This window comes from Enterococcus sp. E5-37, from assembly GCF_035726925.1.
Taxonomy (GTDB): domain Bacteria; phylum Bacillota; class Bacilli; order Lactobacillales; family Enterococcaceae; genus Enterococcus_B; species Enterococcus_B faecium.
The window spans coordinates 15,872-30,759 of the sequence record NZ_JAPMLG010000010.1 but is presented as its reverse complement, the minus strand read 5'-3'; the positions used below and the strand labels follow the sequence as shown (position 1 = coordinate 30,759).

Below are 14,888 nucleotides of genomic sequence, written 5' to 3'. Positions count from 1 at the left end.
TCTTCAAAAAAGGTATCTGTACGCCGAAAAACAGCATAATTTTTTTCATATCTCTTATAAAAAATGCAAGGCCTGCTCCTCAAGCTAGACCTTGCACTTTTCAGCTTTCTTTTGTTTGTGACAAACCTTCATGGATCGTTTCAATATTCCATTTCATCATCTGATAGTAAGAATCTCCTTGTTCTCCTTCTTTTGCTATGGAATCAGTGAACAGTTTATCATAGATTTTCAAACCCGTTTCTTTTGCTACCCGTTCCATGCTTCTTGAGTCTACACTGGTTTCCACGAATAAAACCGGTACTTCTTTTGCTCTTATCTGATCAATGATCGCTTTCATTTGATCAGGCGTACCTTGACTTTCTGTATTGATCTCCCATATATAAGCTGCTGGCAAATCATAAGCTCGTGAGAAATACTTGAATGCCCCTTCACTTGTTACTAATAATTTTTTGTTCTCTTCGATAGAAGCAAAACTTTCCTTCGCTTGTGTATCTAATTCTTTTAGTTTTTCCACATATGCTTCTGCATTTTTTTTATAGAGTGTCGCATTTTCTGCATCTTTTTCAGAGAATATACGTGCGATTTCCTCCACATATTTTATTCCGTTAGATAGGTCTAGCCAAGCATGGGGATCTGCTTTTGTATTTTCTTCACCGCTAGTTAAATAAAGAGGTTCAACATTTTTGCTAACTGCAAAATAATCTTTTCCTTCTTCTTTTTTAGCCGTTTCCATCAAGTTATCGAACCAGCTGTTACCTGTTTCAAGATTCAAACCGTTGTATAAAATAACATCTGCATCGCTTGCCTTTTTGATGTCTTCTGGTAGTACTTCATATTCATGCGGATCTGTTCCGACTGGTACGATACTGTGGATATCTATTTGATCTCTTCCGACCTCTTTTGCCATGTCTGCCAAGATCGAATTGGTTGCCACGACTGACAACTTTTCTTTACTTCCTTCATGCGCTTGGTCAGAAGCCTGCTTTCCGCAACCGGCTAATACCAAGAAACTAACTGCCAAAATTAAAAAGAGTGATTTTTTTGTTTTCATCTATCTGCTTCCTTTCTGAAATAAAATTCCTTTTGTTGGAGAAAATAAAAAAGCAAGGATAAAAAATGCGGTACATGCTAACACGATCGTAGCTCCTGATGGCCAATTGTAACTATAACTGAAAAATACACCGACAACGGCACTTAGCATACCGATTCCTGCAGCTGTAATGATCATTTTCAGTAAATGGTTCGTTAGCAAGTAAGCCGTGGCGGCTGGTGTGATCAACATGGCAATCACCAAAATTGTTCCTACTGTCTGTAAACTGACTACAGCCACTAATGTCAAAAAGAACATCAAAAGATAATGGATCAGCGATGTGTTCAGCCCATAAGCTTTTGCCATTGTCGGATCGAACGATGTGATCTTCAATTCTTTATAAAAGAAAAAGACAAATATCAAGACGATTCCACTAACGAGTGCTGTCAGCAACAAATCGCTTTCCCTAACAGCTAAGACATTCCCAAATAAAATATGATACAAATCTGTCGCACTCTGGGCATATGAAATCAAAATGATCCCTAATGCAAAAAAGGAGCTAAAGACAATTCCAATCGCTGTATCATTTTTCAATCGGCTCCGCTGAGTCACGAAACCAATCACTGCTGCTGTTAGCATCCCAAAAGCAGTGGCTCCAAAGATGTAACTAAAACCAAACATATAAGAAATGGCTACACCTGGAAGAACTGCGTGAGAGATAGCGTCTCCCATCAAAGACATCCCTCGTAAAATAATAAAAGAACCGATGACTCCAGAAGCAAGTCCTACAAGCATGGAAGTGACCAAAGCGTATTGCAGGAATTGATAATTCATCAATCCATCAATAAAGGATTGGATCATTTTTTCTCTCCTCCTTTTACTAAATGTCTGATGATCTCACCATAGGCTAATTGAAGGTTCTTCGATGTAAAGACTTCTTGTACTGGACCGGTAGCGATCAGCTGTTTATTTAAAAGAATAACCTCATCGAAATATTCTTCTACTTTATGAAGATCATGATGGACGATCAAAATCGTTTTTCCTGAATTCTTCAATTCTTGCAAGATGTCAAAGATCTTTCGTTCACTTAACGCATCAATCCCTACGAATGGTTCATCTAAAAAGATCCATTCTGCTCCTTGGGCTAGAGCTCTTGCAATAAAAACTCTCTGAAGCTGTCCACCCGATAGTTCGCTAATCTGTCTTTTGGCATATTCTTCCATCCCTACTTTTTTCAAAGCTTGTCTTGCACGTTCTTTTTCTTTTTTCCCAGGTCTTTGTCCAATTCGTAAAGATGGATATGTTCCTAAAAGTACAACGCCTAATACATCAATTGGAAAGGAAAGATCCAATTCACTTCGCTGTTCCACGTAGGCTATTTTTTTACGGACTGAGTTTACCGGCTGTCCAGAAAAGGTGACTTTACCAGTAGTAGCTGGTATCAACTCTAGCAAAGATTTCATAAATGTTGATTTTCCTGCACCGTTTGGTCCGATAATACCGGTAATTTTTTGTGGATTTATCGTCAAGTTGATAGTTTTCAAAACAGTTTTCCCTTGATAAGCGGCTGAAAGGTCTTGAATTACAATGGCCGTACGTTCCAAATCTTACACTCCTTTTTAGGTTTACCTAACTTTTTATTTAAATATAGTTTAACTAAAATGGAAAGCATTTTCAAGTAGAATGATGAAAAAGTTTTTTTCGAATTTTCCTCGCATTTTATGAAAATTTTCTGTAGAATCACATCAAGAGTTCAATAAGGCTAACCTAATAATGAAAAACATGTGTTGAAACGTTTGATTATTTTTTCTTGTTGACTCAACAACGAAAGGAGTTTTTGTATGGAAGAAGAAAAGTTAACTCGAAGTCTTAGTGCCCGTCATATCCAAATGATCGCACTAGGTGGAACGATCGGTGTCGGTCTGTTTATGGGTGCCTCCTCAACCATACGCTGGACAGGGCCCTCAGTGATGGGAGCCTATGCGATTGCAGGATTCTTTTTGTATTTGATTATGCGTGCTTTAGGCGAAATGCTTTACGTTGATCCTTCGACTGGTTCTTTTGCAAATTACGCGAGCGAGTACATCCATCCTGTGGCTGGCTACTTGACCGCTTGGAGTAATATTTTTCAATATATTGTCGTAGGAATAAGTGAAGTGATTGCTGTAGGATCTTATATGAATTATTGGTGGCCTGATTTGCCGGCAATTATTCCCGGGATCATTGTCGTCTTGTTTCTTATGCTGGCAAATCTTATTTCTGTCAAGGCGTTTGGCGAATTAGAATTTTGGTTTTCGATCATCAAAGTCATAACGATCATTTTGATGATCATTGCAGGTCTTGGGGTAATCTTATTTGGATTTGGTAATCATGGTCAGGCAGTAGGGATTTCAAATCTTTGGAAAAATGGTGGATTCTTCACTGGAGGCGTCAAAGGATTTTTCTTTGCATTATCGATCGTTGTTGCTTCCTATCAAGGAATCGAACTGATCGGAATGACTGCTGGTGAAGCAGAGAATCCTAAAAAGACGATCATTGAAGCTGTCCAGTCCACTATCGGTCGAATCTTGATTTTTTATATTGGTGCTATTTTTATCATTGTGAGTATCTATCCGTGGAATCAATTGAGTGAGATTGGTTCACCTTTTGTACAAACTTTTTCTAAAGTCGGCATTACATTTGCTGCAGGACTGATTAATTTTGTCGTGATTACAGCGGCATTATCAGGTTGCAATTCAGGGATTTTCAGCGCAAGTCGTATGGTCTATACACTTGCCATGAATGGAAAGATGTCTAAAAAATTTCTGAAACTTTCTCGTCACGGCGCGCCTTTTTATCCTGTCGTAGCAATCTCAGGTGGAATCTTAATTGGTCTGATCTTAAATTATCTTCTACCAATGTTCATCAACCAGTCAGAAAATATTTTCGTTTTCGTATACAGCTCAAGTATTTTGCCTGGTATGGTTCCTTGGGTAGTGATTTTGATCAGCGAGATTCGCTTCAAAAAGAAGCACGCAGATAAAATGCATGATCATCCTTTTAAAATGCCACTATCTCCTTATACGAATTATGTGACACTTGCTTTTTTAGCTATCGTATTGATTTTCATGTTTATCAATCCTGAAACGAGAATCTCATTGATTATTGGACTCGTTTTCTTGCTTTACATGACGATCCATTACTTTGTACGCGAAAAAAGAACCGGAAAATAAAAAAAGAACGAAGCTTCACCTTAGTGGAAGCTTCGTTCTTTTTTATTGCTTTTATCAATTCAATTTTAGCGTCTCACCGGGAGTCAGGAAATAATTCTCCATGCTCATCCCATTCAGCGACAAGATCGTTTCTACTGGTACGCCAGTTCGTTCGGCTATTTGATTTGGACCTTCTCCTTCCAAAACTACGGTTGTCGCAGCCTGTGAAGTCGCGCTGTTGGTATTAGTTTCAGAGGAATCTGTTGTGTCTTGTGTTGTTCGAGCTTGCATTTCAGAAGCTTCTACCGACTCTGCCGTCTCAGAATCAGAAGATGTTGTGTCTTGTGTGCTTGTTGACTCTGCTTGAAGAGAGGCGCTAGTCTGCAAATAAATATCGGAAATCTTAGCTACATGATTCGTATAATTAGCCGATAATTGATTGATCAAAGTATCTAAGTCTACACCGTCTTTATTTTCTGCTGCCTGATACGCTGCACGTAATTTTCTGATCCCTTCGTCGGAGATTGCTTGAAGCTCACGTGCTTTTTGGTTAGCAACTGCTGATAAACCAGCTATGCCCTCTTGATTTCCCTGAATTTCTGTCTGGTATTCTTCAATCAATGCAGGCGTCTTTTCTTCGATCTTTTTCGAATAATCATTTACGATTGCTTGAAGTTGCTCTGGCAAACCATTTGCTGTTTTTTCTTCAGAAGTTTGTGTCTCTTTTGTTTTAGTTGATGACTCACTTGTTTGTTTCGTCTCTGTTTTCTTTGTCGTTGTTTCCGTTATGGTCGTACTTTTCGCTTCTGACGAATTTTTTCCATGAAAATATAGACCCGCAACTCCTCCTGCTATGATCAAAAAAACGGCAACTGCTGCCCCAATCATGATCATCCGCTTACGAGCTGCCTGTTTTTGCTGCCTTCTTCGGGTCATCCGAACATTTTCTCCCCACTCATTTTCATCATACATTTTTTTTCACCACCAATTTTTATGTATAATAGCGTTATCAAACGCTTCATATTCTTATTGTAGCAAATAATTGCCGCTGTGCACATTTTTATCTTTGTTATTTATAAGAAAATTTCACCAGTTGAGATGATTCCAAGATTGTCCGTCGATTTCTCCTTGCAGCTGCATTGTTCGTTCGTCTATCTCAGCCATCAGTTTCTTTATTTCATATAAGAGCGCACGGTCTTGATATTCTGATTTTTCACTTAATTCATCTAATTGTTGGATCAGCCAATCATTTGTCATAATGAAGTTCCTTTCATTTCTTGCAGTGTAAAGGTCAAGTCTTCGATCTGCTCTTTTGCCTCAGTCAGTGCTTCTACGATATATGCTTGTTTTTCAGATTCTTCTTCCTGCATTTTCTGATTTTCCTGTACTCTTTGAATAAACCAGTCAATCCGCTGAGTCAGCGATGGTTTGCCTTCCAATGATAGATACTGCTGATAAGCAATTAGCTTCTCCCAACGTTTTTCCTGGGATAAATACATAAATTGTGCTAAAACGAATGGCGGAAGATAGGTCATATGGAATTTATTTGCGATTCGCTGATACGGCCTCAAAAATTCGGAAATCGTATATTCTTCTTTTCTTCCAGCTTGGTATTCTTTTTCCGCCACACCTGTTGTCAATACGATTCCTAGTTCTTTCCCTTTTAATACATATGCTGCTTGTTCCAAGACATTATCTTGCCAAATTTTTAAATGAGCAGGAGAACTATACCAGTAAAACGGAAACTGGAAAATGATCCGGTCATGCTGGGCCAAGAGCTGTAGTTCAGTCTCTATATCTATTTTTCCGTCTGGATAACTTGATTCCAAATGATGCCAAGTAGCTGGTAAACCAGCAGAAGCTTCTTTGAAAAATTGCTGATTTAAAGATTCTTCGATCGTTGGATGGCTAATGATGATAAGTGTACGCATCCCTTTTCCTCCTTTTTAGTCTTCGCTTTACAGTGTAGCATAACCGCCACAAGTTTCTTTTGCCGATGCTTGTCATTTTAACCAGACTAATCAGGTTGTCCAAGAAACTGCGGTTTGTTTTTCCAACTGTTTTTTCAAGGTATCCAAAGCAATATTCTTAAAATTTTCGTTTTTCATACGTTTACGATAGTTCGTAGCCGTTTCCCCGGTACTCTTTTTGAACATTCGGCTAAATACGACTAGACTATTGAACCCTACTTGATAGGCAATACTTTCCACGGATTCATCCGTCAGAGAAAGAAGAAACGCCCCTCGATTGATCCGTACCCCTATCAAATATTCCTTGATACTGGTACCCATATGATTTTTGAATACTCGCGACAAATGGCTCCGATTGACCGCTAAATGCTGGGCGATTTCCTCAACAGACAATTTTTCAGCATAATGTGCCTCGATGTATTTGACTGTCTCAACAGCTAAAGAGGAATGAACCTTTTGTACACCACCGCTGACCTTTCCGCCATCTTTTAAAAGGACTGATAAAAAACGGTAGGTTAATGCTGTTAACTGTAATTCATTTTCCAAGGTTTCTTCCGTATCTTTCATGCATTCTAAAATAATGTCGATATATTTTTGTATGTCAGAAGAGACCATCGTGTATTGGTCTTCTCTGAAAAGCGACTGCCGAATGATTTCTTCTGCAGCACTCCCACCAAATGAAAGCCAGCAATACATCCACGGATCTTCTCCATCTGATAAGTAAAACGTCGAGTCTCCTGGACGAATCAAGAACAGATCACCTTTTTTCAATTGGAATTGTTGATTTTTCACATGATAAGATCCTTTGCCTTCCATCACGACATGCAGGATGTAATCATTGCGAATAGCAGGACCAAAAGAATGAAACGGCATCGTTTTAGAGAAACCACAAAAATCAAAATACAATTCTTTTTCTACTTGTTGATGTTCCTTTTTTAAAAAAATCGATTGCTCCACGTCTATCCCTCCTTACTCCTTTAGTATAATGCAACAAAAAGTTAAATAAAAGTCACAGAAATATATTAAAAAGGAAGCGATTTCTTGTTAAGTTTAAGTCATTAAAAGATCTTTGTTATTCGTTGTAACCGGTTTACTTAGTATTATATATTGAACAGGAGAGGAATACAGATTATGAAAAGCAAAATGATCCAACGTGTGTCCTACGCTTTAGGCGCTTTTGGACACGACACATTCTATGTTACATTAAGCACTTATTTTATGGTATTCGTGACAAGCCAGATGTTCGCAGGAACAGATAAGGCAACGAATGCAAAAATGATTGCTACAGTTACAAGCTTAGTTGTAGGTATCCGCTTAGTTGAAATTATTTTTGATCCTTTGATTGGTGGCATCATTGATAATACTCGTACAAAATACGGTAAATTCAAACCATGGTTAGTTATCGGCGGCGTTGTTAGTTCCGTACTCTTGGTAGCAATCTTTACCAATTTCTTTGGTTTAGCTACTCATAATACGACTTTATTTATCATATTATTTGCAATCGTTTTCATCTTGTTGGATAGTTTTTATTCATTCAAGGATATCGCTTTTTGGTCAATGATTCCTGCTTTGAGTACGGAAACAAAGGAACGTGAAAAATTTGCAACATTTGCTCGTTTTGGCTCTTCTCTAGGTGCCAACGGTACTACTTTAGTCGTTGTCCCTATCGTTACTTTCTTTACCTATCTTGTTACTCATAAACATATTGAAGGCGCTTCAGGCTGGTTCTGGTTCGGTGTGATTGCTGCTGTGATTTCAGGTGGTACTGCGATTATCACTGCCTTGGGCACAAAAGAAGTCGATACTGCGATCCGTCAGCAAAATGAAAAAGCTGGGATCAAAGATGTGTTCAAAGCAGTTGCTCAAAATGATCAGTTGATGTGGCTTGCCCTTGCTTATATCGCTTATGCGATTGCCAATGTAGCAACAACTGCCGTATTGTTCTACTTCTTCAAATATGTACTTGGCCAACCAACTGAATTTTGGATCGTTGGTCTAGTTGCTGCCTTACTTGGTTTAGTAGCTGTTCCATTATTTCCAATGCTTACACGCGTCATCTCTCGTCGCTACGTTTACCTTGGAGGGATCGCAATGATGATTTCTTCTTACTTTTTCTTTACGTTCGCAGGTTCAAGTTTGCCAATTGTTATCATCGGGCTAGTATTGTTCTACTTCCCTCAACAATTGATTTTCTTATCCGCTTTGATGACGATCACAGACTCTGTTGAATATGGTCAATGGAAAAATGGTATCCGTAATGAAGCTGTTACTCTATCAATTCGTCCTTTACTAGATAAAATCGCTGGTGCTTTGTCTAACGGGATCGTAGGGTTTGTCGCTATCGCTTCTGGGATGACTGGTAATGCTACTGCTGCTGATATTACTGCTCATGGCGTAACGACTTTCAAAGCTTATGCATTCTATGCTCCTGCTGCTTTGATGATTTTCTCCGCTATTATTTTTGCTTGGAAGATTACATTGACAGAGAAAAAACATGCACAAATCGTTGAGGAATTGGAAAACAAATTAGCTCCAGCTGATACAATGGAAGATGAACTTCACGATGCAGTAGTTCCTTCACATTAAGAAAGGATCTTGAAAATGAAGATTACAGAAAAAGATTTTGGCCAAGGCTATCACTTGATAACCTTGGAGAACAAAAACAAGCTAGCACTTTCTATCTCTGATTTAGGTGCTAGAATCGTCAGTTTAAAATCAAATGATCGAGAATTAGTTTTGGGATTTGATACCGCTGAAGAATATATCGAAAAAGATCCGTATATCGGTGCTTCTATCGGTCGCACCGCAGGGAGAATCGAAAATGGCCGCTTTTCTCTCAATGGAAAAACTTACCAATTAGCCACAGATTCAAAAACTGGACATAATCTGCATGGTGGTGCTCCTGGATTTGAATTAAAAAAATGGTCTTATGTCATTTTGAATGGCGAAAATGAAGCTTCTGTCATTTTTACTACTACAAGTCCCGACGGAGAACATGGTTTTCCAGGTACAATGGATGTGGAAATCCGCTATACTTTGACACAAGATAATATCTGGCGAGTGACCTCTCGCGGCACCAGTGACCAAGATACTTTATTCAATCCGACAAATCATGTTTACTTCAACTTGACGGGAGATGCTTCTCAATCAATCGATCAACATGAGCTTTGGCTCAATAGCGAAGCTTATGCTCCTTTGCGAACAGATAGTATTCCTATAGGGGTAAAAGAAAATACTGCAGGAAGTGCTTTCGATTTTCAAATACCTAAAAAATTAGCGTCCGTTTTTGCTAGTGATTTGGATCAAAAAAATCTTGTTGACGGAATCGATCATCCATTTTTCTTAAAAGAATCTGGCTTGGATAAAGAAGCCGCTCGCTTGACTAGTCCGGATAAAAAAATCCAAGTAGATATTGCTACAGATGCTTCTAGTATGGTTATTTTCACTGCAAATTTTGGCACAGAAACACCAGAAATGCGCAACCGAAAACTGGCACATCACGGTGGCATCACATTTGAGACTCAAACAGCTCCAGGTGCAGAGCGCTTCTCAGCATTTGGTTCGATTCATTTAAAAGCCGGATCAGTATTTGAAACAGTGACAGAATTCAAAATCAAAACAAGAAAGGAATAACTCATCATGGAAATCAAAAGAAGCTTAAACACAAAATTTGCCGAAACATTCGGACCTAAAAAAACTACACAATACTTCTCACCAGGACGCATCAATTTGATTGGTGAACACACAGATTACAATGGAGGCCATGTCTTCCCCGCTTCCATCACTTATGGAACGCAAGGTGTCGCCGCACCTCGAGACGATAATAAAATATTAGTTTATTCCACAAACTTTGACGATATCGGTGTCATTAGTTTTACTTTAGATGAGCTAGAATATGATAAAAAAGCAAACTGGGCAAATTACGTAAAAGGAATGGTCTTTAAATTAAAAGAAGCTGGACACTCAATCGATCATGGGTTTGAGTTGTTAGTGGAGGGAACAATCCCTAATGGTGCAGGACTTTCCAGTAGCGCTTCATTAGAATTATTGGTAGGTGTTGTATTAGAAGATCTGTTTGATTTAAAAACAGATCGCTTGGAACTAGTCCAAACAGGTAAAAAAGTAGAAAATGAATTCATCGGTGTCAATTCAGGTATCATGGATCAGTTTGCCATCGGCTTCGGTGAGCTAGATCATGCAATCTTGTTAGATACAAATACGCTGAAATACGAAATGGTCCCAGTGAAACTAGATGGTTATGCAATCGTCATCATGAATACGAATAAGCGGCGGGAATTGGCAGATTCAAAATACAATGAACGCCGCAGCGAATGCGAAGAAGCCTTGGCACGTTTGCAAAAAACTTTACCTATCTCTTCTTTAGGAGACTTAGATGAAGAAGAATTTGAATCAACTATTGACCAAATCGGCGATGATACATTGATACGCAGAGCTCGCCATGCCGTTTCTGAAAATCAGCGGACTTTGAAGGCAAAAGCTGAATTAGAAGCTGGGAACTTAGAAGCATTTGGTCAACTGTTAAATGATTCTCACCACTCTCTTCGCTATGATTATGAAGTAACTGGGATCGAATTAGATACACTAGTAGATGCTGCTCAAAAACAAGAAGGTGTCTTAGGTGCACGAATGACAGGAGCTGGATTTGGTGGCTGTGCGATTGCTCTTGTCAAAGAAGAAAATATACCTGCCTTCAAAAACAATGTCTATGATGAATACATGAAAGTTGTCGGCTATGCTCCGGAATTTTATGTTGCACACATTGGAAATGGGACAACAAAGATCGATCCAGAAGCTGTTCATGTTTGATAAAAAAATCAACGATCTCAGCTAAAAACAAATAGATAAAAATAACCTCTCAGCAATTTCCAAATGTGAGCCTTTTGCTCGTATTTGAAAATTGCTGTTTTTTATTGACACGGAAAGAGAACATGTGTTCTAATTGTGTTGAAGAGGTGATTGTTATGTGGGCGAATCAAAATCCGGTATTTGTTTATGAAAAAGAACCTTCAAGAGATATTTTATGTATTGACTGCAAATCTTTTTACGCCTCCGTAGAATGCGTTGAAAAGGATCTTGATCCCCTTACAACTAAATTAGTAGTCATGTCCTATCCGTCCGATTCGACAGAAACACGGGGTAGCGGATTAATCTTGGCTTCCAGTCCTGCAGCAAAAAAAGCTTACGGCATCACCAATATCAGCCGTGCCAGAGATCTTCCCTTCCCCTATCCAAGTGATTTATATATTGTTGCCCCAAGGATGGCCTATTATATGGAAAAGAACAGAGAAATCAATTCTATCTATAAAAAATATGCAGACGAAGCGAACCATCATGTCTATTCCGTCGATGAAAGCTTCCTTGATGTAACAAATAGCATGGCACTCTTTGGTAAAACAAATGCGTACGACATGGCTAAACTGATCCATAAAGATGTGTTTGAGCAGACCGGAATCTACACGACTATAGGAATTGGCGATAACCCGCTACTTGCTAAACTAGCCTTAGACAATGGCTCAAAAGACGGAAAACAAATGTTTGCTGAATGGCGTTATGAAGATGTACCAGAAAAGTTATGGAAAATCTCAGATATCACTGACTTTTGGGGAATCGGCAAACGAACAGCAAAACGTCTGAAACAAATGGGTATACATTCTGTTTATGATTTAGCTCACGCGGATTATTATCACTTGAAAAGCAAGCTAGGGGTCATCGGTACTCAGCTTTATGCCCATGCTTGGGGGATCGATCGAAGTTTTTTGGGACAAGAATATACACCAAAATCAAAAAGTATCGGAAATAGTCAAATCCTAGATAGAGATTATACAAGACGAGAAGAAATCGAGATCGTTATCAAAGAAATGGCCGATCAAGTCGGCACTCGCTTGAGACGATCTGCAGCAAAAACACAAGTAGTCAGCTTATGGGTAGGATACTCTTTAGGCTATCTTGATCCAAATGGCAAGACCGGGTTTCACCAGCAAATGAAAATCGAAGCGACAAATGCTAGCAGAGATCTAGCAAATGCTTTATTGACCATTTTCCACCAGCATTACCACTACCAGGATATTCGGCGTGTAGGCGTGAACTGTTCCGACCTCGTATACGCGACAGGTTTACAGCTTAACCTTTTTGAAGATCCTGAAAAGCAGATAAATGAAGCGAAAGTTGATTTTGTTGTCGATACGATTAGAAAAAAATACGGCTTTCAATCAATCATCCATGCCCATAGTCTCTTGCAAGGAGGACGCGCCATCGCACGTAGTTCTCTCGTTGGCGGGCATGCAGGTGGTATGAGTGGATTAGAAGGTGGAAAAGATGAGACGGACAGCAAAAAAATTCATTGACTATAACGAGTATCGAGATCGGCCATTTGGATTAAAATGGGGGACTGCTTTTGCGATGGAAGAACTAGTCAACGGTATCAAAAAAAATGAAGAAGAAGCACGCAAACAGCCTCTTCCTAAACAACAAATGACATTGCAAGAAATCGATAGTATACTGACAGAAGCCTTTTTATCTCGTAAAGCAGTAATCATTCAGCTCAATTTAAAAGATGAATTTGGAAGACTCTTGGATGAGATCGAAGGGCACTTCATTGGTGAAGCCTATGAAGATTACTTTATGATTGACCATCAGCCGATATTGTGGGAAGACGTACGGTATATTGAGTTAAAGGAAACAAAAAAATGGTTTGTGACATGAGAGGTTGTGACAGAAGTGATCAACTTCAAAAAATAAGAAAGGATTTTTCGAAAATTGCTTCTTAAATTTTTGTGGAATTTTGGCTTATTTTTCGAAGAAGCAACTTCTAGAACAACGTATATTAGATATCAGAGGTTGTGAAAAAGTCGCTTAGTTTTGAGTAACAAGCCAAGGCGCTGATTTCACAACCTCTGTCTATCTATCCATCTATTCGGTAAGATTCATGCATGACGTCTTCTTTATTTAGTATGTAGAGCCCTTTTTCTTCTGACCATTCAACATAAATCAGCTGTTTTACATCTGCATAGCCTTCTTTCTTCAAGTTCTCCATAAGCCATGATTCAGTCAATTGATTGGACTGAAGCACTTTATGTTGAATTTGCCCTTCATCTACAAGCAGGATCGATAAAGCTTTGTCTTCATCTGATTTTTTCAATACACTCATTTGACCGGCATTCTCTAGGATAACATGTTTGGCATTTTCAAGAGAAAAGCATTCCTGCTGTCTTAAGATTGCTCGCAACTGCTCCATCTCGATATGGTTATTTGTCAACTCTGTCATGTTGATGACGCCGTCTTTGATTAGAACAGATGGCTCGCCTTTGACCCAACGATTGACCTTTTCATTTTTTTGGACGATACGTTCGATACCATAAATCATTACTGCCCAAAGCGCAATGGCAAATAGGACATGCCCTACATGGACATTGTCATCATAGGTTGATTCTTCTAAGATCCCACCTAAAACAAGCGTATAGACTAAATCAAACGGTGTGATTTCTGACATGGATTTCTTCCCAAGCAAACGTACCACTAATAATAAACCGATCAACCCGAATACCAGTTTCATTGTAATTGAAAAAATCATTTTTTCTCCCCCTAACTATCTGTTAATTAAATTATATATGCTTTCTCACGAACACGCATAGAATATACAAGGAAGAAATGTATCCTTTTACTAAAACACTGTAGTGACCCCCAAAAGTTAGATTTTTTTGGAGTGGAGAAATCCACTCCTTTTTTCATGCTCTAAAATGATATTTTTACACAACCGTTACGGTTGTTTTACGAAATTGGACGGGACTTTACCAGTTTGATTTCTGTTTTATCCGTTCATTATTGTAGTAATAGATATAGCTATCGATGGCTGATTTTAATTCCACGAAACAGTTATAAACTTTCCCGTGAAAAATCTCTTGTTTTAATAAGCCAAAAAAATTCTCCATAAGTGAATTATCTAAGCAGTTCCCTTTCCGAGACATGCTTTGAAAGATTTTGTACTCCTTCAATTTGTTTCTATAAGCTTTCATTTGATACGCCCAACCTTGATCTGAGTGAAACATACGACGATAGGGACAATCGTTAGTGGTCTGGATAGCTTCCTCCAAACCTTCCATTACCGCTAATGCATTGGGCTTTTCAGAGATACGATAGGATAAAATCTCACTATTGAACATATCCATAAAAGGATCTAGATACAATTTCTTTTGACGGATAATGCCTTTGGCATCCACTTCATGGTATTTAAATTCAGTTGTATCCGTCGTGATTTTCTGATGGCAGATACTGGTGTAGAAACGACGATGGATCCGATTTTTGGCTACTGCTCCGACTTGTCCTCGATAAGAATTGTAGCGCCGTGATTTACGTGTGTATGCCGTTACTTTTATTCCTAGCTTCTTGATCAGGCGCTGAACTTTCTTTTTATTGATAGAGAAACCGCGGTTTCTTAGTTCATTGGTCATCCGTAAACAGCCATAATCCTTGTGCTTCTCCCGAATTTTAAGCATTTCCGCTTCAATCTCTTGATCTGGATTTTTACGGTCCAATCGCCTTTGCCATCCAAATAATCATGAACGATCTTTAATTTAAGTTCAAAAGTATATTTAACCATAAAAAATACCGACCTCCAAAAGTTAGATTTTTTGGTCTAACTTTTGGGGGTCGGTACACAAATCGTGTCACAGTCCCTTT

At 38.7% G+C, this 14,888-nt stretch carries 14 protein-coding genes and 1 pseudogene; 6 read left to right on the top strand and 9 right to left on the bottom strand.

Translation table 11 applies throughout. The features are described from left to right. Positions 1-100: 100 nt before the first annotated feature. The 3 genes from OS138_RS09315 to OS138_RS09305 are packed head-to-tail and all read right to left on the bottom strand — an operon-like array spanning position 101 to position 2,634. Positions 101-1,051 (bottom strand): metal ABC transporter substrate-binding protein, encoded by a 951-nt coding sequence (locus OS138_RS09315; protein WP_325070045.1) that lies wholly within the window; start codon positions 1,049-1,051, stop codon positions 101-103. Next, positions 1,052-1,891: a metal ABC transporter permease gene (locus tag OS138_RS09310; protein WP_002286845.1), complete on the bottom strand. Its 840-nt coding sequence runs from the start codon at positions 1,889-1,891 to the stop codon at positions 1,052-1,054. Continuing rightward, positions 1,888-2,634: a metal ABC transporter ATP-binding protein gene (locus OS138_RS09305; RefSeq protein ID WP_325070044.1), complete on the bottom strand. Its 747-nt coding sequence runs from the start codon at positions 2,632-2,634 to the stop codon at positions 1,888-1,890. The genes OS138_RS09310 and OS138_RS09305 overlap by 4 nt, the downstream gene beginning before the upstream one ends. A 237-nt stretch (positions 2,635-2,871) precedes the next feature. Here OS138_RS09305 and OS138_RS09300 point away from each other — a divergent pair, with 237 nt between their 5' ends. After that, entirely contained in the window at positions 2,872-4,242 is a 1,371-nt protein-coding gene (locus tag OS138_RS09300) for an amino acid permease (RefSeq protein WP_002318348.1), read from the top strand. A 54-nt stretch (positions 4,243-4,296) separates the two neighbouring features. Here OS138_RS09300 and OS138_RS09295 read toward each other — a convergent pair whose 3' ends face one another. From OS138_RS09295 to OS138_RS09280, 4 genes are all read right to left on the bottom strand, one after another. After that, positions 4,297-5,193 (bottom strand): LysM peptidoglycan-binding domain-containing protein, encoded by an 897-nt coding sequence (locus OS138_RS09295; protein WP_002286848.1) that lies wholly within the window; start codon positions 5,191-5,193, stop codon positions 4,297-4,299. A 114-nt stretch (positions 5,194-5,307) separates the two neighbouring features. Next, on the bottom strand, positions 5,308-5,478 hold the full coding sequence (locus OS138_RS09290; protein WP_002286849.1) for a hypothetical protein: 171 nt from the start codon (positions 5,476-5,478) through the stop codon (positions 5,308-5,310). Beyond that, on the bottom strand, positions 5,475-6,152 hold the full coding sequence (locus OS138_RS09285; protein WP_325070043.1) for an NAD(P)H-dependent oxidoreductase: 678 nt from the start codon (positions 6,150-6,152) through the stop codon (positions 5,475-5,477). Before OS138_RS09285 ends, OS138_RS09290 begins: the two co-directional genes overlap by 4 nt. Before the next feature lie 90 nt (positions 6,153-6,242). Next, complete coding sequence (locus OS138_RS09280) at positions 6,243-7,148, bottom strand: AraC family transcriptional regulator (protein ID WP_002286852.1); 906 nt, start codon at positions 7,146-7,148, stop codon at positions 6,243-6,245. A 174-nt stretch (positions 7,149-7,322) separates the two neighbouring features. Between OS138_RS09280 and OS138_RS09275 the strand changes: the two genes are divergently transcribed. The 5 genes from OS138_RS09275 to OS138_RS09255 all read left to right on the top strand — a co-directional run bounded on the left by OS138_RS09275 (position 7,323) and on the right by OS138_RS09255 (position 12,914). Then, complete coding sequence (locus OS138_RS09275; RefSeq protein WP_086324481.1) at positions 7,323-8,777, top strand: glycoside-pentoside-hexuronide (GPH):cation symporter; 1,455 nt, start codon at positions 7,323-7,325, stop codon at positions 8,775-8,777. 15 nt (positions 8,778-8,792) lie between these two features. Further along, positions 8,793-9,824: an aldose epimerase family protein gene (locus tag OS138_RS09270; RefSeq protein ID WP_325070042.1), complete on the top strand. Its 1,032-nt coding sequence runs from the start codon at positions 8,793-8,795 to the stop codon at positions 9,822-9,824. A 6-nt stretch (positions 9,825-9,830) separates the two neighbouring features. Beyond that, entirely contained in the window at positions 9,831-11,018 is a 1,188-nt protein-coding gene (locus OS138_RS09265; RefSeq protein WP_325070041.1) for a galactokinase, read from the top strand. A 155-nt stretch (positions 11,019-11,173) separates the two neighbouring features. Then, the gene (locus tag OS138_RS09260) at positions 11,174-12,556 is read left to right on the top strand and encodes a Y-family DNA polymerase (protein WP_104888440.1); all 1,383 of its coding nucleotides are present in this window, start codon (positions 11,174-11,176) and stop codon (positions 12,554-12,556) included. Then, positions 12,528-12,914 carry a hypothetical protein gene (locus OS138_RS09255; RefSeq protein WP_325070039.1) on the top strand — a complete coding sequence of 129 codons (387 nt, stop codon included), beginning with the start codon at positions 12,528-12,530 and terminating at the stop codon, positions 12,912-12,914. Before OS138_RS09260 ends, OS138_RS09255 begins: the two co-directional genes overlap by 29 nt. Positions 12,915-13,113: 199 nt before the next feature. On the opposite strand, the gene OS138_RS09250 is transcribed toward OS138_RS09255, so the two are convergent. Together OS138_RS09250 and OS138_RS09245 are read right to left on the bottom strand one after the other, a co-directional pair. Then, a complete protein-coding gene (locus OS138_RS09250; protein ID WP_002300355.1) occupies positions 13,114-13,782 on the bottom strand; it encodes a DUF421 domain-containing protein in 669 nt (222 codons plus the stop codon). A gap of 217 nt (positions 13,783-13,999) precedes the next feature. Beyond that, a pseudogene (locus OS138_RS09245) lies at positions 14,000-14,755 on the bottom strand (IS3 family transposase); the annotation flags it as partial. Positions 14,756-14,888 lie beyond the last annotated feature (133 nt).